Source organism: Candidatus Competibacteraceae bacterium (genome assembly GCA_016699715.1).
GTDB lineage: Bacteria > Pseudomonadota > Gammaproteobacteria > Competibacterales > Competibacteraceae > Competibacter.
The window spans coordinates 302,820-324,428 of sequence record CP065007.1; the positions used below are offsets into that span (position 1 = coordinate 302,820).

The 21,609-nt window shown below is 58.5% G+C and carries 19 protein-coding genes; all 19 read left to right on the forward strand.

Going from position 1 to position 21,609, the window contains the following annotated elements; all coding sequences use genetic code 11:
* Window positions 1-17: 17 nt before the first annotated feature.
* Window positions 18-902 (forward strand): glucose-1-phosphate thymidylyltransferase RfbA, encoded by an 885-nt coding sequence (gene rfbA, locus IPM89_01405; protein QQS54550.1) that lies wholly within the window; start codon window positions 18-20, stop codon window positions 900-902.
* On the forward strand, window positions 899-1,459 hold the full coding sequence (gene rfbC / locus IPM89_01410; GenBank protein ID QQS54551.1) for a dTDP-4-dehydrorhamnose 3,5-epimerase: 561 nt from the start codon (window positions 899-901) through the stop codon (window positions 1,457-1,459). The genes rfbA and rfbC overlap by 4 nt, the downstream gene beginning before the upstream one ends.
* 3 nt (window positions 1,460-1,462) lie before the next feature.
* Window positions 1,463-2,365: a dTDP-4-dehydrorhamnose reductase gene (rfbD, locus tag IPM89_01415; GenBank protein QQS54552.1), complete on the forward strand. Its 903-nt coding sequence runs from the start codon at window positions 1,463-1,465 to the stop codon at window positions 2,363-2,365.
* Window positions 2,355-4,052 (forward strand): type II secretion system ATPase GspE, encoded by a 1,698-nt coding sequence (gene gspE, locus IPM89_01420; GenBank protein QQS54553.1) that lies wholly within the window; start codon window positions 2,355-2,357, stop codon window positions 4,050-4,052. Before rfbD ends, gspE begins: the two co-directional genes overlap by 11 nt.
* A gap of 2 nt (window positions 4,053-4,054) precedes the next feature.
* Complete coding sequence (locus tag IPM89_01425; GenBank protein ID QQS54554.1) at window positions 4,055-5,275, forward strand: type II secretion system F family protein; 1,221 nt, start codon at window positions 4,055-4,057, stop codon at window positions 5,273-5,275.
* Between the two features lie 97 nt (window positions 5,276-5,372).
* Window positions 5,373-5,804 carry a type II secretion system major pseudopilin GspG gene (gene gspG, locus IPM89_01430; protein ID QQS54555.1) on the forward strand — a complete coding sequence of 144 codons (432 nt, stop codon included), beginning with the start codon at window positions 5,373-5,375 and terminating at the stop codon, window positions 5,802-5,804.
* 22 nt (window positions 5,805-5,826) lie between these two features.
* A complete protein-coding gene (locus IPM89_01435) occupies window positions 5,827-6,291 on the forward strand; it encodes a GspH/FimT family pseudopilin (protein ID QQS54556.1) in 465 nt (154 codons plus the stop codon).
* Entirely contained in the window at window positions 6,288-6,719 is a 432-nt protein-coding gene (locus IPM89_01440) for a type II secretion system protein (GenBank protein ID QQS54557.1), read from the forward strand. Before IPM89_01435 ends, IPM89_01440 begins: the two co-directional genes overlap by 4 nt.
* A gap of 8 nt (window positions 6,720-6,727) precedes the next feature.
* Window positions 6,728-7,339 (forward strand): prepilin-type N-terminal cleavage/methylation domain-containing protein, encoded by a 612-nt coding sequence (locus IPM89_01445; GenBank protein ID QQS54558.1) that lies wholly within the window; start codon window positions 6,728-6,730, stop codon window positions 7,337-7,339.
* Window positions 7,339-8,250: a general secretion pathway protein GspK gene (locus IPM89_01450; GenBank protein ID QQS54559.1), complete on the forward strand. Its 912-nt coding sequence runs from the start codon at window positions 7,339-7,341 to the stop codon at window positions 8,248-8,250. Before IPM89_01445 ends, IPM89_01450 begins: the two co-directional genes overlap by 1 nt.
* Window positions 8,251-8,401: 151 nt before the next feature.
* Window positions 8,402-9,460: a PilN domain-containing protein gene (locus IPM89_01455; protein QQS54560.1), complete on the forward strand. Its 1,059-nt coding sequence runs from the start codon at window positions 8,402-8,404 to the stop codon at window positions 9,458-9,460.
* Complete coding sequence (locus IPM89_01460; protein ID QQS54561.1) at window positions 9,457-10,056, forward strand: type II secretion system protein M; 600 nt, start codon at window positions 9,457-9,459, stop codon at window positions 10,054-10,056. Before IPM89_01455 ends, IPM89_01460 begins: the two co-directional genes overlap by 4 nt.
* Entirely contained in the window at window positions 10,057-10,689 is a 633-nt protein-coding gene (locus IPM89_01465; protein QQS54562.1) for a hypothetical protein, read from the forward strand. It begins immediately after the preceding gene.
* A 13-nt stretch (window positions 10,690-10,702) separates the two neighbouring features.
* Entirely contained in the window at window positions 10,703-13,015 is a 2,313-nt protein-coding gene (gene gspD, locus IPM89_01470) for a type II secretion system secretin GspD (GenBank protein QQS54563.1), read from the forward strand.
* A 413-nt stretch (window positions 13,016-13,428) separates the two neighbouring features.
* Window positions 13,429-14,625, forward strand: coding sequence for a hypothetical protein (locus IPM89_01475; GenBank protein ID QQS54564.1), 1,197 nt, complete (start codon window positions 13,429-13,431; stop codon window positions 14,623-14,625).
* A 339-nt stretch (window positions 14,626-14,964) separates the two neighbouring features.
* Window positions 14,965-15,297 carry a helix-turn-helix domain containing protein gene (locus IPM89_01480; protein ID QQS54565.1) on the forward strand — a complete coding sequence of 111 codons (333 nt, stop codon included), beginning with the start codon at window positions 14,965-14,967 and terminating at the stop codon, window positions 15,295-15,297.
* A gap of 80 nt (window positions 15,298-15,377) precedes the next feature.
* Window positions 15,378-16,091 carry an IS630 family transposase gene (locus IPM89_01485; GenBank protein ID QQS54566.1) on the forward strand — a complete coding sequence of 238 codons (714 nt, stop codon included), beginning with the start codon at window positions 15,378-15,380 and terminating at the stop codon, window positions 16,089-16,091.
* A 53-nt stretch (window positions 16,092-16,144) separates the two neighbouring features.
* A complete protein-coding gene (locus IPM89_01490; GenBank protein QQS54567.1) occupies window positions 16,145-18,541 on the forward strand; it encodes a VCBS repeat-containing protein in 2,397 nt (798 codons plus the stop codon).
* A gap of 21 nt (window positions 18,542-18,562) precedes the next feature.
* Window positions 18,563-21,502, forward strand: coding sequence for a tetratricopeptide repeat protein (locus tag IPM89_01495; GenBank protein ID QQS54568.1), 2,940 nt, complete (start codon window positions 18,563-18,565; stop codon window positions 21,500-21,502).
* Window positions 21,503-21,609: the final 107 nt, after the last annotated feature.

Genomic DNA, 21,609 nt, shown 5'->3' on the forward strand with positions numbered 1-21,609 from the left:
CGATCAAGAACAAACGAATGGCATACAAAGGCATCATTCTCGCCGGCGGTTCCGGTACCCGGCTGCACCCGCTGACGGTTTCGGTTAGCAAGCAGCTCATGCCGGTTTACGACAAGCCGATGATCTACTATCCGATTGCCACGCTGATGCTGGCGGAAATCCGCGACATCCTGGTGATCACCACCCCGCGCGATCAGGAAGCCTACCAGGCGTTGCTCGGCGACGGTCGCCAGTGGGGCGTCGCGTTCCATTACGCCGCGCAGCCCAGTCCGGACGGGTTGGCGCAGGCCTTTTTGATCGGCGAGGACTTTATCGGCGGTGATCCGGCCTGTCTGATCCTCGGCGACAACATCTATTACGGTCAGGGTCTGTCGGCGGTGCTGCGCCGGGCCGCCGCCCGCGAGCAGGGAGCCACGGTGTTCGGCTACTACGTGCGCGATCCGGAGCGTTACGGCGTGGTGAGCTTCGATGCCCAGGGCCGGGCGGTGGATATCCAGGAAAAACCTCAAAAGCCCAAGTCCAATTATGCGGTCACCGGCTTGTATTTCTACGATAACGAGGTGGTGGAGATTGCCAGGAATATTCGTCCCTCGGCGCGTGGCGAGTTGGAAATCACCGACCTCAACAAGGTCTATCTGGAACGGGGCGCACTGAACGTCGAACTGCTGGGGCGCGGTTACGCCTGGTTGGATACCGGTACCCACGAATCTCTGTTGGCGGCGGCCAATTTCATGCAAGTGGTCGAGCAGCGCCAGGGCCTAAAAATTGCCTGCCTGGAGGAAATTGCTTGGCGGATGGGGTTCATCGACGACGGACAATTGGCCCGGCTGGCGGCGCCGCTGGCTAAGAATGGCTATGGCCAGTACCTGCTGGATTTGCTGGAACGGAGGAGCGTGCGATGAACGTGATTGCGACGGAACTGCCTGGCGTGTTGCTGCTGGAGCCGAAGGCTTTCGGCGACGCGCGCGGCTTCTTCATGGAAACCTGGCAGGCGGCGCGCTATCGCGAAGCCGGTATGCCGGAGCGTTTCGTCCAGGATAACCATTCGCGCTCGCGCCGCGGCGTGCTGCGCGGTTTGCACTATCAACTGACGCAGCCACAGGGCAAGCTGGTGTGGGTGACGCGCGGGGCGGTGTTCGATGTGGCGGTGGACATCCGTCGCGGCTCGCCGGGCTTCGGCCAGTGGTACGGCTGCGTGCTGGATGATGTGGACCATCGCCAGCTCTACATTCCACCAGGGTTCGCCCACGGTTTCTGCGTACTGTCGGAGGAAGCGGATTTCTTCTACAAATGCACCGATTACTACCATCCATCTTCGGAGTGCGGCATCGCCTGGGACGATCCCGAAATCGGCATCGCCTGGCCGCTGCGGGAGGGGATTGCGCTGTCGGCCAAGGACCAGCGTAACCGGCCGCTGGCCGCGCAGCGTCCCGAAGATCTGCCGGTTTACGAGGGTTGAGCCGTGCGCATCGCGATCATCGGTTCCAAAGGGCAGGTGGGCTGGGAGCTGACCCGCCGCGCGCCCATGTTCGGTCATGAGGTACTGGCCTGGGATCAGAGTGAGTTGGATATCACTGATGCCACCGCCGTGGATCAGGCCCTGACCGCCAGCGGCGCGGCCGTGGTCATCAACGCGGCGGCGTATACCGCCGTGGACCGGGCCGAGCAGGAACCGGAGCTGGCGTTCGCCGTCAACCGCGATGGTCCAGCGCATCTGGCCGCTGCTTGCGCCAGCTTGGATATCCCGCTGCTGCATATCTCCACCGATTACGTGTTCGACGGTCGCAAGACCGGTCCCTACATCGAAGATGACCCTGCTTCGCCCCTGGGTGTGTACGGCCGCAGCAAATGGGAAGGCGACGAAGCGGTGCGTCGGTTGCTGCCCCGGCACCTGATCCTGCGGGTGAGCTGGGTGTTCGGGATTCAGGGTCACAACTTCGTCAAGACGATCCTGCGACTGGCGCGGGAGCGCGAGGAACTGCGGGTGGTGGCCGACCAGCTCGGCTGTCCGACCTACGCCGGCGACATCGCCGATACTCTGCTGGCTCTGGCCGGGCGTGGCGCCGAGATGAATGCCAAGGCGATGTGGGATACCGGAGCCGGTTGGGGGACCTACCATTACTGCGGCGAACCGGCCACCACCTGGCACGGTTTTGCCAGCGCGATCATCGACAAGGCGCGGGCCTATGAGCCGCTTTCGGTGCGGACCGTGACCGCCATCGCCACCGCCGATTATCCGACCCCCGCCGCCCGACCCACCAATTCGGTGCTGGACTGCGCCCGACTGGCTGCGGCATTCGGTATCCAGCCGTGCTCGTGGCAGGAGGGACTGGCCACCATGCTGTTTGCTCTGTATGCCAGTTGATCTGGGCGAATTGCTGGTCGCGCACCAGAAACTGGCCGGTGCCGACCTGCAGCGCGCCCGGCGCGTGCAGGACGGCACCGGTGAGAATCTGGACTCGTTGTTGGTCAAGCTGGGTTTGGTGTCGGAGCGGGACCTGGCCGAGGCGCTGTCCACGCAATTGAAGCTGCCGCTGGTGCAGCCCGCCGACTATCCCGACACGCCGGTGACCAACGGTGGGGTTTCCGCGCGCTTTCTCAAGGAGTCGCGGGCCATCCCCTTGTTCGAGGACGAGCAGGGGTTGACGGTAGCGATGGCCAACCCCACCGACGATTATGTGCTGGCGGCGTTGCGACTGGCGACCGGTAAGGCCGTCTGGCCGAGGGTGGCGATTCCGTCGGAGTGGGAAGTGGCTTTCGAGCGGTTGTATGGTAGTGGCCGCTCGGCCATGGGTCAGATCGTCGATTCCATCGGTCTGGCCGACAACCTGACCGATGAGGAGCAAATCCAGCATCTCAAGGATCTGGCCAGCGAAGCGCCGGTCATCCGCTTGGTCAACCTGATGACCGCTCGCGCGGTGGAGTCGCGCGCCTCCGACATTCACATTGAGCCCTTCGAGAACCGGCTCAAGATTCGCTATCGAGTGGATGGAGTGCTGCGGGAGGTGGAATCCCCGCCGTCGCGGCTGTCGGCGGCGGTGATTTCGCGCATCAAGATCATGGCCAAGCTGAACATCGCCGAGCGGCGTCTGCCGCAGGATGGGCGGATTCAACTGCGGGCGCAGGGCAAGGAAATCGACCTGCGCGTGTCCACCGTGCCGACCCTGTACGGCGAAAGCGTGGTGATGCGTATCCTCGACAAGGCCAGCGTGGTGCTGGATTTTGCCAAGCTGGGCTTTAGCTCGCGCACGCTCAAGCGTTTCCTGGGCGTGCTGCACCAGCCGCACGGCATCATCCTGGTCACCGGTCCCACCGGTAGCGGCAAGACCACCACCCTCTATACCGCCTTGCAGACCATCAATACTCCGGAACGCAAGATCCTGACGGTCGAAGATCCGGTGGAGTACCAACTGGAAGGCGTCAACCAGATTCAGGTCAAGGCACAGATCAACCTGACGTTTGCCAACGCCTTGCGCGCCATCGTTCGCCAGGACCCCGACGTAATCATGATCGGTGAAATGCGCGATGTGGAAACCGCCGGAATCGCCGTGCAGTCGGCGCTGACCGGCCACTTGGTGTTGTCCACCCTGCACACCAACGACGCGGCCGGCAGCATCACCCGGCTGCTCGACATGGGGGTGGATGATTATCTGCTGACCTCGACCATCAATGGCATTCTGGCGCAGCGGTTGGTGCGGCTACTCTGCACCCAATGCCGCCAGCCGTATCCCGCCTTGCCGGAACTGGCGGATGAATTGCGGTTGCACCGCTTTTCCGATACTCGCGACATCACTTTGTATAAACCGATTGGTTGCGAGCAATGCGGCGGCACCGGCTATCGTGGGCGGGCGGCGATCATGGAATTCCTGATGATGAGCGACCCGCTACGCCGGATGGTGCTCAAGCACGCCGATGCCGGCGAGTTGCAGGCGGCGGCGCAGAAGGAAGGCATGGACACCATGTACGAAGACGGGTTGCGCAAGGCGGTGGCTGGTTTGACCACCATTGAGGAAGTGCTGCGAGTGACCAGCCAGCAAGAGCAGGAGGGGTAGCCATGCCCCGTTATCGCTACGAGGCAGTGGATGGCGCGGGTGAGGTGGTGCGCGATGAGTTGGACGCGGCGACCCTGGACGCGGCGATTGCCCGATTGCGCGATCAGGGACTGCTGCCGCTGACGGTGAGCGAAGCCAAGAGCGGGTTTCTACGCGGCGGTTTCGGTCAGCCGTTGTTCAGCAAAAGGCGGACATTATCGCGCAAGACCATCGCCTTGCTCACGCAGCAACTGGCCAACCTGCTGCACGCCGGCATGCCGCTGGATCGGGCGCTGACCATTTTGATCGGCGTAACCGAGGATGAGCAGGCCAAGCCCGTGCTGGAGCGAGTGCAGGAAAAAGTGCGCGGCGGCTCGTCCCTGGCCGATGCCCTGGAGGTGCAGGGCGTGTTTTCGCGTTTCTACCTGAACATGGTCCGTGCCGGTGAAGCGGGTGGGGCGCTGGACGTGGTGCTGAAGCGCTTGACCGAGTTCCTGGAGCGGTCGCAGGCGCTGCGGGAAACGGTGACTTCGGCGCTGATCTACCCGATCATCCTGCTGTCGGTATCGGCGCTGTCGGTCATTATCCTGCTCACGTTCGTGGTGCCGCAGTTTCAGCGTTTGTTCGCCGATGCCGGCAAGGCGCTGCCGCTGGCGACTCAGATCGTGATCGCCGTCGGCGATGGGTTTCGCTACTACTGGTGGGTGGGGGCGATTTTGTTCGTGCTGCTGTCGGCGATCGCGCGCCGGCAATTGAGCCAGCCGGAGAGCCGCGCCCGTTGGGACGACTGGTTTCTGCGGCTGCCGCTATTTGGTGATCTGATCGCCAAGGTGGAGACCGCGCGACTGTCGCGGACCCTGGGAACCCTGCTTGGCAACGGCGTGTCGATGTTGAACGCCTTGGCCATCGCCCGCGAGACCTTGAGCAACCAAGTGCTGGCAGGCGCGTTGGGCGAAGTGGCCGAGCACGTCAAGACCGGTCGAGGGTTGGCCGATCCGCTGATGGAAGCGGGTCGTTTCCCCAAACTGGCGGTGCAGATGATCCGAGTCGGCGAGGAAACCGGCCAGTTGCAGGAGATGTTGCTGCAGGTGGCCGATACCTACGATGGCGAGGTGCAGACCGCCGTCAAGCGCATGCTGACCCTGTTGGAGCCGGCTTTGATTCTTGGCTTGGGGGTGATCATTGCCGGCATCATCATGTCCATCCTGGTCGCGATCCTCAGTTTGAACGAACTGGCTTTTTAAAAGGGCGCGGGAAGCAGGGTACGGGGAACAAGTGTTCTTGCCGTTTCCGACCCTGATCCCCTGCACTCTGAGCTCTGCTTTTTGTGAGATCGAGTCGATGAAACGAACAAATTTTTGCCGCGCACGCGGTTTTACCCTGATCGAGCTGTTGGTGGTGCTGGTGATTCTCGGCTTGCTGGCCGGGCTGGTCGGACCGCAGGTCATGAAATATCTGGGCGGTGCCAACACCAAGACCGCCAAGCTGCAAATCGAGGACTTCAGTACCGCGCTGGATGCACTCCGCCTGGATATGGGGCGCTATCCCACCACCGCCGAAGGCTTGCAGGCGCTGGTCGAGCAGCCGGCCGGCGCGACCCGCTGGAACGGCCCTTATCTGCGCAAGAACCTCGTCCCCAAGGACCCCTGGGGTAACGACTATCAATATCGTTCACCCGGCCAGCATGGTGGAGCCTTCGATTTGTATGCGTTGGGGGCTGACAACGCCGAGGGCGGCGACGGCGAGGATCAGGATGTGGTGAGCTGGCAGTAAGTAGCCCAAGCGTGACGATGATATGACGGTGCGGGCCGGGCAGTACGGTTTCACTTTGCTGGAAATTCTGATCGTGTTGGTGATTGGCGTGCTGTTGGTGGCGCTGGTGCCACCGCTGCTCTCGGGTATGAGCGGTGCCACCGAACTGCGCGGCGCGGCGCGGCAACTGGCCGCCGGTCTGCGTAATGCCCGCAACGAAGCGGTCGCTCGCCAACGGGAGGCGGTGTTGACCCTCGATCTGGAGCGGCGCCGCTTCGGCGTGACCGGCGATCCGCGCGAAATCGCCCTGCCGGAGAGCGTGGCGCTCAAGCTGTATACCGCTCAGTCGGAGTTGCTGGACAGCGCCACCGGCGGCATCCGCTTCTTTCCAGACGGGAGCTCCACCGGCGGTTCCATCACCGTCAGTGGTCCGAAGCTGGCTTATCGTGTCAACGTGGATTGGCTGACCGGCGCCGTCGCCATCGTCGAGCAGGACGCGCGGCCGTGAGCCGGAGCCGGAGCCGGAGCCGGAGCGAGCGGCAGGGTGGCTTTTCGCTGCTGGAGGTGCTGGTTGCCTTTGCGATCCTCTCGATCTCGTTGGGCGTGTTGTTGCAGATATTCGCGACTGGGTTGCGCAACGCCGGCGTTGCCGACGACTACACTCGGGCGACCCTGTACGCCGAATCGATCCTGGCCGCGATCGGCCGGGAAACGCCTTTGACCGAGGGTGCGCGCGATGGACCGATCAACGACCAGTTCTCCTGGCGCGGCACGGTCGACGCCTACACCGGGAATATGCCGGACCCCGAGAAAACCCGGGTTCAGGCCTACCGGGTTCGAGTCGAGGTGTTCTGGCCGGGGTTGCTACAAACACGTTCGGTTGTGCTGGAGACTTTGCGGCTGGCGCCGCTGGAACCACCGGGCGGACGCCGGTGAAGGCGGCGATGCACGGCGCGGAACATCGGCAGCAGGGATTTACCTTGCTGGAGTTAGTGGTTGCCATCACCCTGATGGGGCTGGTGTTGGTGGTGCTGTACAGCGGCCTGCGATTGGGTTTGAACGGTTGGGATAGCGGCGAGCGCCGCGCCGAGGCGACCAACCGGTTGCGGTCGGTACAGGAGTTCCTGCGCCGCCAATTGGCGCAGTCCATGACCGTTTACGAGACCGATAATGACCGGCGGGAGCGGTTCGTGGTCTTCGCCGGCCGATCGGAGGGGATCGAATTTGTGGCGCCGATGCCGGCTCGCCTGGGTCAGGGTGGGCTATACCGGATGCGGATCGGCATGGCGGATGGTCAGTTGCAATTGCGCTGGCGACCGTACCTGCCGGGCGATCCATCCGCGGGTGAAGAGCGGGTAAACGTTTTACTGGAGGGGGTGTCCGCCATGGAATGGGCATATTTCGGTCCAGAACGGGACAACGATCAGGAATCACCGCAGTGGCATGCCGATTGGACCAGCACCGAGCGGCGGCCACTGCTGGTGCGACTGAACCTGACCTTACGAGGCGAGGTCTGGCCCGACCTGGTCGTTGCGCTGGTCGAGGGACCGCGCTGATGATTACCGATCATAGAGAGTGCGTCGAGTGGTCCGACGCTCGCGAAAACGGCATGGTGCTGGTCATCGTGTTGTGGATCACAACCCTGTTGGCGGTGATGGCCGGTAGTTTCGCCTATTCCATGCGGATCGAAACCCGCTTGGCGACTGGCACGGTCGAGCGAGCGCAAGCACGGGCTCTGGCCGAAGCCGGCATCGCCTATGCGCTGGTCTGGCAACTGGATCCGGAGGCACAGAAACAGTGGTCGCCAAACGGTGACTGGCGCGAATGGTCTTTTGGGGGTGGTCGGCTGAGAATCCAGGTAGTGGACGCCGGCGGCTTGGTGAATCTCAACACCGCCAACTCTGAATTACTCAAGGCTTTGTTATCGGCGGCCGGTGTTGATTCCCAGGATCAGGACCGTTTGGCGGATGCCATCCAGGACTGGCGCGATCCGGACGATCAGCCACTGCCGCACGGCGCCGAAAGCGGTGACTATCGCGCCGCCGGTCGGCCTGGACCCAAGAATGCGCCCTTCGAGAGCGTCGAGGAATTGGGTGAGGTGTTGGGAATGACCCAAGCGCTCTATGAGCGGATCGCGGATGTGGACACGGTGTTTTCCTACCACTCCGGCGTGAATCCGGAATTGGCGCCCGCCCGCTTGCTGCAAGCCCTGGGTTTGGACGAGCGGACCGTGGCCGATTACCTGGCGACGCGCGCCAGCGCCGTCGCTGACGGATCGCCTCCGCCACCGCTGCAAGCTGGTGACGGTCAATCCTTTTTCTCCCCGAGCCGTGCGAACGTTTATCATATGACCGTGACGGCCGAGACGGAGAGTGGAACGTCCGTGACCATAAAGGCCGTTATCGATGGGCGGAGCGTAGCTACCGAGCAGAACCCGCGGGTACTGGCGTGGCGCGCGGGGCGCTGAAAAAGGTGGTCTTTTAGCAGTTAAGCCAAGACTCTTCTTACCTCTTGGGTGATCGTCATGCATCATGAACTTGGTTTTAATACAGCCTGTTAGGCCGGAGAATAGGCATTCGCGCATGGTTTTGTCGCTGGATTCATCACGTTTGCAGGTTTTGACAATCAATCCCCGCTGGATCTGGAAGACATTCTGGCGCTGGTGGCGGGATGGCCTGCTAGCCTGGTTTCCCGCCAGCGTTCGCCGCTGGTTGATCGGTTCGTCGCGGCGCTTGGTCATCGCGGTGGATGAAAATGGGTATGTGTTGTCGCGCGAAGAATCCGGACAAAACCAGGTCCTGGAGCGGCTGGATCGGGCGTTGCCCGATGATCGGCTGGTGGTGAAGTGGTTTAAGGCAGAGAAAGCCAGACAACTGGTGTTGCGTTTTCCAGCCGACCAGGCGTTAGCGCGGACCCTGTCGCTGCCTTTGGCCGCCGAGAAGAAGTTGCGCCAAGTGGCGGGGTTCGAGATGGACCGCCTGACGCCGTTTGCCGCCGATCAGGTGTACTACCATGCCCGCGTGTTGCAACGTCAGCCCGAACAGCGCCGTTTACGGGTCGAGCTGACCGCGCTGCCGCGGGTTGCGGTGGATCCGATGCTGCTTCAGTTGCGACAACAAGGACTGTTGCCAGACGTGCTGGACGTGGTGGGTGCCGATTCCGATCTTAATCTGTTGCCGCCGGAGCAGCGAGTGCGTCGGGGTCTTTGGGAACAGCGGATGCGGGCGATGGTGATCGTCGCCAGTCTGCTGCTGGTTGCGGTGGCCGCGGTGTTGCCGATTTGGCAGCAACGCGCGCTGTTGCTCCAGGCGAACGCCAAGAGCGGTCGGCTCCAGGCGGCGGCGAATCAAGCCATGACCCTACGTGATCAGTTGGATCGGACCCTGCAAACCTCCCGGATGCTGGCGGAGAAAAAACAGGCGATTCCAACTCGGGTGGATCTGCTGCGGGAATTGACCCTGATCCTGCCGGTGGACACTTGGGTGGAACGATTGCAGGTCAAGGGGGATAGCTTGCAGATCAACGGCCAGTCCGCCAAGGCATCGGCGCTGGTTGGTATCATCGAAGCCTCCGATTTGCTGGACGGCGCTAGATTTTTGTCGCCGGTCACCACGGATCCGAGAACCAACAAAGAGCGTTTCCTGCTGGGCGCGCACATCGGCAGGGAGTTGCGATGACCGCCACGACGGCGCCGGGTTGGGGGCAACGTCTGGGGGCGTTGGCGCTGCTGTTGCTGGTGGTGGTTGGTACCCTCTACTTGGTGGGGGAGCGGGGGCTGGCCGTCAGCTACCGTTTTTATGAAGAACGTCTGGAGCAGCAGCAGGGTCGATTGGAGCAGCTCGAACGAATGGCCGCCAACCGCGAGCCGATCCAGCAGTTGATCGCCAGAATCCAGCAGGACCGCAATATTACCGCTCAGTACCTGCCGCAATCCGCGCCACCGCTGGCCGCCGCCGAGCTGCAGCAGCGCGTCAAGGCCGTCGTCGAGGCGGCCGGTGGGACCCTGCGCAGTACGCAGGCGCTGCCGCCGGTCGAGGAAGGAAGCGCCGTGAAGGTGGCTGTCAACGCGACCGTGAGTGGGGATACCGACAGCTTGCAGAAAATTCTGTACGACCTTGAATCGCAGACGCCACTATTGTTTGTCGATAATCTGGATGTGTCGGCGCGGGCAGTCCGTCAACGTCTGCCCAACGGTCGGTTGGCCGGCTATACCCGGGTGCAACTGAATATTCAATTTGAAATCTCGGGGTATCTGCGCAAGGAGGATGGCTGAATGACAGCCAGAAACGCCGGCCTGTTGCTGTGGTTGCTGGTTGGTGGGGCCGCCGCCGCCGCCGTGTACTGGCAACTTGCACACCCGCCGCGCCCTCCCGCAGCGCCTGCCGCAAGTCGGTCCCCGGAACTGCCGTCAGTGGAGCCCATGCGGCTCTTTCAACTACCACCGCTGGATCAGTATGGCGAGATTGTCCTGCATCCGCTATTTATTGCGGCTCGCGAGCCGGAACCTCCTCCGCCTCCCGAGGAAGCGCCGCTGGAAGAACCGTCCGCTCCCCCGGGGCCGGAACAGAAACTGACGTTGCTGGGGGTGATGATCACATCCAGTGCAAAGAAGGCCTTATTGCGACCCGAAGAGCCCAATGCAAAAACAGCACGGATTGGCCTAGGGGAAAAAGTAGGCGAGTGGCGGCTGGAGGCGGTTTTCTCCGACCGGGTCGTGTTGCGCAAGGGCCAATCCACCCAGGAATTGCCGTTGATACGCCCGCAAAAACCGAAGAATCCGCGCGCCCGCCAGTCTGGCGCGCGGCGCGGCCGGAATGCGCGGCCGGTCGGCCAACCAGTGATGGCGCCAAACCCCGGTGTGCCCCCACCGCCAGTGGTTTCTCCGCCGCCGCGAAATAATGGATAAAGGCTCTATTTTCATGAAAAAATTATGTTTAACGCTGGCTTGCGCGTTGTTGGCGTTGCTACTCGGCGCGTGCGCGACGGCGCCCGCTGACCAGAATGCTCAAGACTCGGCGGAGCCGGCCGCGCCCACCGCTGGCGAAGCGCTTCGCCTGACTTCAGCGCCGTTGCCGTCCGCCGCTCGGCCGCCACTCGCCGACCAGGACAGCGCCGCGATGACTGCCGGCACCACGATGATTCTGCCAGGGACGGGTAACTTCATCGACAGGAAGACAGCCTCCAAGCCGACACCGGTAACCCGCACCAAGGCCGGCGAAGTCACTCTCAATTTCGAGGAGGCCGATATTCGTGACGTCGTCAAAGTCGTTTTCGACACCCTCAAGGCAAACTATACGGTCGACCCGCAGGTGCAGGGTGAAGTGACCGTGCAAACCGGCCGGCCGCTCGCGCGGGATCAATTGTTGCCGACCTTGGAGACGTTGCTGCGCGCCAGTAACGCGGTTCTGATTCGCGAAGGCGAGGTATACCGAATCATTCCGGCCGCGGGTGCCGCGCAGAGAGGAATTTTGACGCCACGGTTGGGTCGGGATGACTTGGGGTATGGCGTGCGGATCGTGCCCTTACGCTATGTGAGCGCCACCGAGATGCAAACGATCATTACGCCGTTTTTGCCCGAAGGGGGCGTTCTCCGAGCGGATCCCATTCGTAACCTGTTGATTTTGTCTGGCACCCCGCAAGAATTGGCCAACGCGCAAAGCACTATCGATACTTTCGATGTGAACTGGCTCAAGGGTATGTCCATCGGCATGTTCCGGCTGCGCAATGTGGACAGTCAGGCATTGGCCGGGGAGTTGAATCAATTCTTGGGCGAGGGTTCCGGAACGCCCATCGCGGGGATGCTTAAGTTCGTACCGCTCAGCAAACTGAACGCAGTGCTGGTGATTACGCCACAGTTGGAATATCTCAGAGAGGCGGCTATCTGGATCGAACGCCTGGATGGCATCGGCGGCGAACGACTGTATGTTTATCAGGTGCAGAACAGCCGGGCTGACTATGTGGCTGAATTGCTCAACGGTCTATTCAACCTTGGCGGCAGCGGTGGCGCAAGCCGGGGAGGGGATCTGGCGCCAGGTTTGAAATCGTCGCAGCTATCGAGCGGATCAGGCCTGACGGGCGGTTCGAGCTCCAGTTTGAGTGGAGGAAGCAGTAAGTCGACACTGTCCAGCTCGTCGTCTTCCGGGCTTGGTGGTTCGGGTACGGGAACGTCCGGGCTTGGGAGTTCCACGCCATCGATTGGCGGTCGCGCGGGTGGGCGTTCCGGTGGCACGGCCAACGCTAGTGCTGGCACTGGGGGTAGCGCCATTGGTTCGGGCGGACCCAGCGTGGGCATGGAGGAGGTTCGTATCGTCGCCGATGTCGAAAACAACTCGCTATTGATCTGGGCCACCAATCAGAATTACGAGCGGATCCTCGGCACGTTGCAAAAGCTGGATGTTACGCCCCGTCAGGTTCTGATCGAGGCCACCATCGCCGAGGTGACCCTGACCGGCAAGTTGCAGTACGGCCTGCAATGGTTTTTTACCAATGATGTGGGCAGCAGTCACACGGGTACGGGCTCGCTCGGGATCAACGCGAACGACCTGACGGTCAACGATGTGTTTGCGGGTCGAGCAACCGGCGCTTTTTCCTATGCGGTTACCGACAGCGCCGGGTTGGTGCGCGCTCTGCTGAATACCTTGGCCAGCGATTCCAAGGTCAAGGTGTTGTCATCGCCCCATGTGATGGTGGTGGACAACCAGCAGGCGGTGATCCGGGTGGGTACCCAGCAACCGATTCCATCCGGTACGACCACCACGAATAACGTGACCACCTCGGGTGGCGTGGAATATAAGGATACCGGTGTGCTGTTGGAGGTATTGCCTCGGGTCAACTCGGGCGGCATGGTAAATATGGAAATCAAGCAGGAAGTGATCGATTTGGGGCCGTTGGTGGAAACTACCCAAAGTAGCAGCCAATCGATCTCGTCGCGCTCGTTCTTGCAGCGTAGCGTGACCAGCAAGGTGGTGGTCAAGAGCGGCCAGACGCTGGTGCTGGGGGGGTTGATCCGCGACAATCGTTCCGAAGGACAGAGCGGGTTTCCGATACTGTACAAGATTCCGGTGTTGGGAGCGCTATTCGGCAACACCGAAGAACAGGTAGACCGTACCGAGTTGATCGTGCTGATCACCCCACGGGTGGTCGAGAATAGCCAGGAAGCCGATCAGGTGACCGAGGAGATCAAGCGTAAGATGCAGGAACTTGCGCCGATGATTCAGCAACCCGCGGGCTGAGAAGCTGTATAAAAACACCAGACCGTAAATCAACGGGTTATACGTGGAAGTCCGTTTACGCGCGATTTTTGCCGAATATCACCGGAAGTTAGTCTTATATAATCAATAAGTTAGTTTTTATACAGTCTCTGAGTCCTGCTACTCATGAGGATTCTTGTGATGGGATGCGGGGACAGGCTGAAAGCTTTGTTGTTTTTTTGGTATAGCTTGTTGTATGGTTGACATGGCTGCGTGCTACACTTATAGTCTATAACTAATAGGGTTTTGTGGTGGCATGAACAAAGGATTGTTGTTTTTTTGCCAGCACATGTTGTTTGGTTGACTTATCCACGTTTTCAACGTACAGTTAAGCCTGTCGTTGAGACTTCTCTTGAATGATGCTTCTCCCTTACTACTTGTTAAGGAGCCTCAAAATGGTGCGTGAATTTAAAAAGATTGGTGCCGCTGCGGCAGTCGCCGGTGCCCTGCTGGCCTCATCCGCCAGCTACGCGACGGTTCAGTTGTCCGCGGCCGGCGATGTCTTGCTGGTGCCGTATGTGACCTGCGACCTCAACAGCGATTTGTCGGAGCAAAAAAATACCCTGATCGGTTTGATCACGTTTTGGAAAACGCGGCTGGGGCTGGTTGATAAGGACGGTGCTCTTCTGCCGGCGCCAGCAGGGCTGGCCAATGTGAAGCCGAGTGGTGTCCCTACAGTGCCGTCTCGTACGCCTTCCGGGAGCGGTCAGGTGCATTGGTATTTTTATAACACCAAGAGCGAGCATTTGCTGGATGGTGTTATTTCGGTAACCGATAACGATTTCGTTCGGTTTGACTGGTGCAATACCATCAAGGACGATCCGGCGACGGCGTATTTAGGTGATGGAAATCACCCGGGCTATATGCTGTTCGTGGACAATACGTTCGACTCCGAGCAACTTTCGGGCCAGAATAGTGTTGTCGGAATGCCAAAATTTGCATTGTATGGTCATGCATATCAGGTACAGGGCAACTGGGCATCGCAAGCGTTTATTCCTGTGGTGTCGAATCCGGTATGTACCTTTGATGTAACTGCTAATAGCGCGCCGTCGGAATACACATGTTCAGGTGTTGAGGGCCAGCCTGGCGGTTTCTGGATCAATGTTGTCAAGAATCTGACTACAGGTTATCCACATACCAGGCGTTTGGTGAGCGGCATCGACTATACCAATAACGCGGTTCGGCAGGTGCGGGATGTTTACCTCCGTTACTTCCTGGATCCTGCCTTGGCGACAGCGAACCTGATGGTGTTTTGGTTCAACACTAACGCGACCCGCAGTGCGGCTGGCGAGACCTATGACAGTCAGCAGGTTTACCAGCGCTCGTTCACTCAGACCTTCCCGAATGAGCTGAATCTTATCGCCAGCACGCCTGCCGCGCCCCAATTCCCAGGCATGATTCATGAGGAAGATGAGGATGGCTTCATAGTTAAGAATACGGGAATCATTCGCTTTGGGATTCCCGAGGTCCAGAGCGGTATAGAATGGAGTTCTTCCGGTGTGGTGTTCAATATGCTGGGCTTGGGCGCTGGTGACAATGCCGCGCAGCTCCAGACAGAGATGGCTACTGAAGGTTCGGAATATCAATTCTGATCCTTGAGTCAGTTAGTTTTTCCGGAGCGGTGCCTTGTGAAAGGCACCGTTTCCTTTTGAGCGTGAAGAGTTCCTAGGTGTTGTTAGCACATAGTACAGTCTCGTTAATGATAATCCATATACTTTAAATCAGCAGTTCCCGGTCTCTTTTTTCAACATATTGAATCGTAATGCTATTTTTATTAACGTAACTCTAATTATACATAAAAAACTTCTTATAAATCAATCATAAATTAAGAGACCGGGAATCGCTGACTTTAAATAAACTATTTTATTATGGCGATTGCCTAATATGTTATCCATAACACTGGCTAGAAGACTCAGCGGGTAGGCACGATCATGAACGCAAAGTGGTTGTCCGACGCACGAAAAATCCCTGATGAAGCCATGAATTATATACGGCGTATTGCAGTTCGGGCGGTGGAAGAAAAGCATCAGAGTCCGGAATTGATTGCCGAGATTATCGGCATCAGTCGCAGTCGCATTTACGACTGGTTACGCTGGTATCGTGAGGATGGAGCAGCGGCGCTGGATACGCAGTCGGCGCCGGGTGCGTCACCGGTCATCACCCCTGGCATGGATCACTGGCTCCGGGAAATTGTCTTGCGGTCGACGCCGGTGGATCATGGTTACGATACCGTCTTGTGGACGCGAGCGCTTCTGGCGGATTGACTCAAAAAGCACTACGGGATTGAGGTGGCGGAATGCACGGTGGGTCTGCATTTGCACCGGATGAAGCTGAGCGGTCAGACATGTCTTATCCCCTACATGTTTCAGTTTTGAGACGTCTGCATTTGCACCGGATGAAGCTGAGCGGTCAGACGCCGTGCTATCGAGCCCAGGAACGGAATCCCGAACAGGTCGCGTATTTTCTGGAGGTTAAATTTCCGATCATCCAACCGCTTACCGAGAAGATCGGGGCTGATATCGTGTTTGAGGATGAGGCCGGGGTGGGGATCATGACTCGGTCGGGCCGCACCTGGGGCGCGGTGGGACAGGCCCCGAAGGTCGCGGTCACCGGTCGACGAGGCGGCTACAACGTGTTGTCGACGATCACGGCCAACGGTGAACTGCATTACGCGTTGGAAGAAAAAAATATCGATGGAAAGCGGTATGTGGAATTTCTCGAAAAGCTCTTACGGGACCGAACACGCCCGCTCATTGTGATTGCGGATAACGCCTCTTTTCATAAGGCACCGGAAGTGCGTGAGTTTGTACTAGGTAATCGCAAAAAAATCCGGATGTTCTTTTTGCCAACCTACGTGCCAGAACTTAATCCAGATGAACAGGTCTGGAACGAAATCAAGCATCGACAACTCGGTAAGCAACCGATCAAAAACAAACTAGACTTAAAGAAACGGCTCCACTCCGCGCTGAAATCCTTGCGGCAAAAAGCCGAAAAGATTCGGTCATTTTTTCAGCTTCCTGATACCCAGTATGCAGCAATACCAGAGTCAATCTTGTAAGATAATGTCTGGATATCAATTAGCGAGACTATATTTGCATGAAGTCTGAGGGCATGACCATGCGGAAAATTTCCTGTTTTATGCGTTTCCTGTTTCCTGTTCTGCTAGTAGGTGCATTTTTGCTGATGGCGCCACCCTCACGGGCAACAGAACCGACGCCACCCTCTTCTCCAATGTTCCAACCGTTACCTTTTACTGGAGGAGCATTCGCCGTAGTCGTGGACGATATGGACATGGATGGTCACAGCGATTTGATTGTGACCAATCGCGATGCGGAAACGGTACAGGTGCTTTACCAGAAAGCGCCACGCCAGTTCGAAGCTGGACCGATCACGAAAGTATTGGGGTTCCATGCTAACGAGTTGACTCGTCTGCCCGGGAACGAACATCGCTATGTGCTGAATGCCGAGGGTGACGGGCAGTTGAAAGTGCTGGCGCCGGACGGCAAGGAGGGATTGCGGGAAATCGCGAACCGGCCGCAAGGCGGATCGTTTGCGACTACGGCGTTTTCCTGGCCGAATTGGGGTACATCGCTGGCCGTAATGCCATATCAAGGCCCCGGCTGGACCATGCTAAAAAATTTTCAGGCTGACACCGCAGGTGTAGATGCGGAATATACCTTGGGAGTACCACAGCACAGCGTCCCAGGTGCGGTGACCGCCGCTGATATTGATGGCGATGGTATTGTGGAACTACTGTATACCACCCGGAATTCACGAACCCTATGGCGAGTCGATTACCCCAAGGACGGCCAACTTCCCAAGCCAGTGATGGTCTGGACGGCGCCGGTTGGCGCGCCCCGCCATGTGGTGGTGGCGGATTTGAATGGTGATGGCGCGCTCGATATTTTACTGCCCTTGGAATCAGAACGCCGGATTGCGGTGCTTTTAAACGAGGGTAATGGCCATTTCACGCCGGGGCCGGAACTGCTGGTTCCTGGTCAGGCTTGGGGGCCTGCTTTTTTGGCGATAGCCAAGGTCAAGGATGAAAGCTGGCTGCTAGTAACCGATACCGAGCAGTCACTGGTGTTTTACCGGATTGAAACCGGCAGCCCCTATCAATATAAAACGATTGAAATACCGTTGAATGGTAGCGTCAAGCATCTGAAGCTACAGGATGTGGACGGCGACGGTGAGATTGACTTGGTCGTGGTACTTAGCAAGCTCAAAGATTCACTACAAATTCTATATGGGCCGCTCTGGCGGGAAGTAACAAATTTGGAGAATACAAAATCCGTCGCCGAGGTTATGCCTAATCAGACAGTAGGACGGGAGGACGATCGTGCGGATCCGGCTTCGTCCACCAAACGTAATATCGCGCTGGCCGTTGATCCTGCTTATGTTTTGGCTCATGTGGGCGATCATGCGATCACTATTAAAGACCTGCGAGAATTCGGTTTACAAGGTGGATTTGGTCAGGAATTGCAAACTCAGGTGGGTCAAATCCAGATTCTACGACTTCTAATTGAGGAAGAGTTGCTCAGGAAAGCGATTGAACGGGAGAGGCCGACTTTAAAGTTAGTATCACAGGAAGGATATATCGCGGGCCTGCAGTTGCTTGGGGATCGGTATTTTCCGGTGCCGCCACCGCCGGATGAGACCGTGTTGCGAGCTTATTACGATGCAAACCGAGAGCAGTTCGGTATCCCCGAACTAGTCCGACTGGTACAAATCCAATTCCGCAACGACCGCGATCAATCGGGAGGTCCCACAGCCCGACAACGGGCCGAACAGGCCATGCGGCGGCTTGAGACAGGAGAAGATTTTTCCAAGGTTGCGGCAGAATTGACCGAAAATCCGCGTGCCCGCGATACTGGAGCGGAACGGGGTTTTGTCGCTCGCAACGCCGAGCCTTGGTTGCGGGACGCCGTGCGCGGTTTGCAGCCCGGTCAGCGTACCGGTATCGTGCAGTCGCCGGTGGGTTATGAACTATTGTTGATGACCGACTGGCGGGCGCCTTTGATCGCTGCTTTTGAGACGGTGCGCGCCAAGGTCACGGCGCAATGGCAGGTAGAACAGCAACGGCAGGCGCGAGATCGCTATCTAAAAACATTAGCCCAGGAATTTGGGGTTGTCGTGAACGAGAAAACGCTGGAACAGGCGAATCCGTCCCAGGTTCAGTCGGGCGAACCGCTGGAGCATAGAGTCCATCGTTACTGGGCCGCCCGTTCAATTAATGACCTCCAGACCGTGTATAGCCTAGAGGCAGCGGCTCGACCCGGTGGCTGGCTGACGCCCGATCAGTACCGACAGATCGGCGGACTGCCGGTTCGCGAGGTCCAGATTCTAGAGATAAAAGTGGATGGTGAGCGAGCCTCAGTCAAGCTTCAGGGTAAAATCGAGGTTGGGTCACTCGGCTGGACTCAGCAGACTCTCACCGAGGAATGGGTCTTGATTGATGGCGAGTGGTACCACCAAACCCCTAAGCCTCAAACTCAGAATAAATCTTGAGCGTCCAGGGTGCGATCAAGAATGATGATGGATGAACCGAGTAAGATTCAGGTTGTGCTCGATCAGGCGAGTGGGCTGCTAGACCTGCACCGCTATGGGGAGGCGCACGGACTCTACGCCAGAATCTGTCAAGAAAATCCTAATGATGCTAGAGCATGGTCCGGTTTGGCGGTGACCTGTCTGCGGTTGCGGCGCTTTCCAGAATGCAGACAGGCTGTTGCCAAGGCACTAAGCTTGAATTCACAACAAGTGCAACCGTATCTGATTGCGGCGGCGGCGGCGAGCCAGATGGGACGCTATGTGGAGGCTATCCAAGCGGCCGATGCTGCGCTGATCCTCGCGCCGGATCACCTTCAGGCGCTCAACAGTAAAGCGGGCGCGCTGCTTAGCCAGCAGCGTTACGCCGAAGTTCTGCCGCTGGCGGAGCGGGTTCTGCGGAACGATCCAGCTAATACCACCGCGCAATTGAACCGTGGAGTGGCGCTGCACGGCATGGGGCAGTCGCGGGTGGCGTTGGAAGTATTCGACCGGCTATTAGTATCTACGCCTGACCATGCCAATGCGCTGATGAACCGCAGTTCGGTGTTGATTGCGCTGGAGTGCCCCGAGGAAGCAATCCAGGCGGCTGATGCCGCCTTGCGGATTCAGCCGGATGCAAGTATTGCCTTGCTTAACCGAACCGCTGCGTTGTTGAGTCTGCGCAAGCCTCAAGAAGCGCTGGCGACTGCGGATCGCTTGCTGCAACTGAAACCGCGTCATATCAAAGGGTTGATCAATAAGGCTGTTGCCTTGTTGGCGCTACGGAATTATGAGTCCTGTCTGACGACCCTGTGGACTGTATTGACCTTCGATACCTTCAATCCAGATGCCCTAGAAGTCAAGGTACAGGCGCTGCTGGGTTTGAGCCGCTTTGCGGAAGCGCTGGCGGAAGGGCACAAGGCGTTGTCCCGATACCCTGATCGCTCGATGCTGAAGTTGGCCATGGCAAAAGCCCTGATGGGTTTGCAGCGTGTTGCCGAAGCGGAGTCCTGCCTGGATGCTGTGCTGGCGATCACGACTCACCAACCCGAGGCGGTATCGCTTAAGGCTGAGATTTTGTTTGGTCGCAACGAGTGGGATGCTGGCCGGACTTTGGTCGAACAGGCGCTTATCGAACACCCGACAAACGCCTTACTTTGGACGGCAAAATCGGCCATTCTGCTGGCAACCGAGCATTACGCCGAAGCATTGGTTGTGGTCGAGAACGCTTTGGTGTTGGAGCCGAATCAAAACCAGGCCGCCATCAATCGAATCGCGGCCTTGAACGGCTTGCACCGTTTTGCCGAAGCGCTGGCGGGCGTACGGGAATTGCTGGGGCGAGGTGTGCGCAATTGGCAGATCTATGCCAATCAAGCGGGGGCCTTGGCGGGATTGGAGCGGTTTGAAGAGGCGCGGCAAGCTTTTGCGACTGCCCGCGAGCTGGACGAAGACGCTTTCCGTGCCTTTCGGGGATGCCGTGAGGTTTATGGTATGCCGCCGGATGCATTGGTAGCTGATCCAGAGCCATGTGCTGAATACCTAGCCTTTAGGTTGAAGCGTTTGGAGCGGGGTGATTGGCGGGAATATGGAGCGACTATCGAGCGGGCACAGGACCTGATCGCGCAAATGCTTGCTGCGGAACAATCTACCCCGATCCCACCGTTTAAGTCATTGCTATTGCCTTTTTCACCCGGACTGACAATGGCTATCGCCCATAGTCGTGGCAAATTTCTAGCCGAGGGTATGGCAGCCGCGCGCCAGCAACTGGCGTTCTCTCATCCGGTGGTGGCTGCCGAGCGACTTAGAATTGGCTACGTATCGGCGGATTTTCGCAACCATCCCACCGCTCATCTGATGCGCGGTCTGTTCCGGTTGCACGACCGGAAACGTTTTGAAACTTACAGTTATGCTCTCTGTGGCGATGACGGAAGTGATTACTACCAGCGCATCAAGACGGATGCGGATCGGTTCATGGATTTGGCCGGCGCGAGTAATGCCGATATTGCGGCGCGTATCCATGTTGATGGTATTCATATTCTGATCGATTTGATGGGGTATACAGCCTACGCTCGTTCGGAAGTCTTCGCTTTGCAGCCGGCTCCTGTGCAAGTCAGCTATCTGGGATATCCCGGTACTATGGGCGCACCCTTCATGCCCTACATCATTGTCGACCCCATTGTGCTACCAGAGGAATTACGACGCTGTTTCAGTGAAAATCCGATTTATCTGCCCGAATGCTACCAGGTTAACGATCGCTGGCAGGAGATCGCTGAGACCGGTATCCGGCGAGTGGACCAGGATCTGCCGGAACAAGGTTTCATTTTCTGCTGTTTCAACCAAATTCAGAAGCTAGAACCGATCCTATTCTCGATCTGGATGCGTATCCTCCATCGTGTGCCCAACTCGGTACTGTGGCTGTACTCCGAAAACGAGGAGGCCCAGAATAATCTGCGGGTGACCGCTACTACCTGCGGGGTTGCTGGCGAGCGACTAGTGTTTGCCAAGCGTTTGTCCAAGGAACGCCATCTCGAACGCCACCGGCTGGCTGATTTATTCCTGGATACGCGTATTTATGGCGCTCACACCACGGCTAGCGATGCCCTGTGGGCCGGATTACCGGTACTGACCTGCATGGGCGAGACGTTCCCGGCTCGGGTAGCCGCTAGCGTGTTGCAGGCGGTGGAAATGCCGGAACTGATCACCCATTCGCTGGAAGAATATGAGGAACGGGCAGTGCAGTTGGCGACCCGACCGGCGGATCTGGCGCTGCTACGGGACAAGCTGGCGTACAATCGCTTGCGAACCCCGCTGTTCGATACCGAGCGCTTTGTCCGGCATCTCGAGCGAGCCTATGAATTGATGTGGGACCGCCATGTGCGAGGACTGTCACCTGCTCCGCTGCATGTGCCGGCGTTGCCCGCTGTGGATCGTGGAAGCGCATGATTCCAGGTGCGTAGTTCTTAACTCATGGTTGGCTGAAGACGTGTCGATTTGTAATTTGATCTCCTCGGCAAATTCAAAGCTTAGACTTGGTCAGGATTGGCTACTTT

What these genes read in the sequence shown, in the direction of transcription:
- IPM89_01490 (QQS54567.1), top strand. Translation starts at nt 16,145, where the DNA reads ATGACCATGCGGAAAATTTCCTGTTTTATGCGTTTCCTGTTTCCTGTT.
- IPM89_01475 (QQS54564.1), top strand. Translation starts at nt 13,429, where the DNA reads ATGGTGCGTGAATTTAAAAAGATTGGTGCCGCTGCGGCAGTCGCCGGT.
- IPM89_01495 (QQS54568.1), top strand. Translation starts at nt 18,563, where the DNA reads ATGATGATGGATGAACCGAGTAAGATTCAGGTTGTGCTCGATCAGGCG.
- IPM89_01425 (QQS54554.1), top strand. Translation starts at nt 4,055, where the DNA reads ATGCCCCGTTATCGCTACGAGGCAGTGGATGGCGCGGGTGAGGTGGTG.
- gspE (QQS54553.1), top strand. Translation starts at nt 2,355, where the DNA reads ATGCCAGTTGATCTGGGCGAATTGCTGGTCGCGCACCAGAAACTGGCC.
- IPM89_01460 (QQS54561.1), top strand. Translation starts at nt 9,457, where the DNA reads ATGACCGCCACGACGGCGCCGGGTTGGGGGCAACGTCTGGGGGCGTTG.
- gspD (QQS54563.1), top strand. Translation starts at nt 10,703, where the DNA reads ATGAAAAAATTATGTTTAACGCTGGCTTGCGCGTTGTTGGCGTTGCTA.
- gspG (QQS54555.1), top strand. Translation starts at nt 5,373, where the DNA reads ATGAAACGAACAAATTTTTGCCGCGCACGCGGTTTTACCCTGATCGAG.
- IPM89_01450 (QQS54559.1), top strand. Translation starts at nt 7,339, where the DNA reads ATGATTACCGATCATAGAGAGTGCGTCGAGTGGTCCGACGCTCGCGAA.
- IPM89_01445 (QQS54558.1), top strand. Translation starts at nt 6,728, where the DNA reads ATGCACGGCGCGGAACATCGGCAGCAGGGATTTACCTTGCTGGAGTTA.
- IPM89_01480 (QQS54565.1), top strand. Translation starts at nt 14,965, where the DNA reads ATGAACGCAAAGTGGTTGTCCGACGCACGAAAAATCCCTGATGAAGCC.
- rfbA (QQS54550.1), top strand. Translation starts at nt 18, where the DNA reads ATGGCATACAAAGGCATCATTCTCGCCGGCGGTTCCGGTACCCGGCTG.
- IPM89_01465 (QQS54562.1), top strand. Translation starts at nt 10,057, where the DNA reads ATGACAGCCAGAAACGCCGGCCTGTTGCTGTGGTTGCTGGTTGGTGGG.
- IPM89_01485 (QQS54566.1), top strand. Translation starts at nt 15,378, where the DNA reads ATGTCTTATCCCCTACATGTTTCAGTTTTGAGACGTCTGCATTTGCAC.
- IPM89_01435 (QQS54556.1), top strand. Translation starts at nt 5,827, where the DNA reads ATGACGGTGCGGGCCGGGCAGTACGGTTTCACTTTGCTGGAAATTCTG.
- rfbC (QQS54551.1), top strand. Translation starts at nt 899, where the DNA reads ATGAACGTGATTGCGACGGAACTGCCTGGCGTGTTGCTGCTGGAGCCG.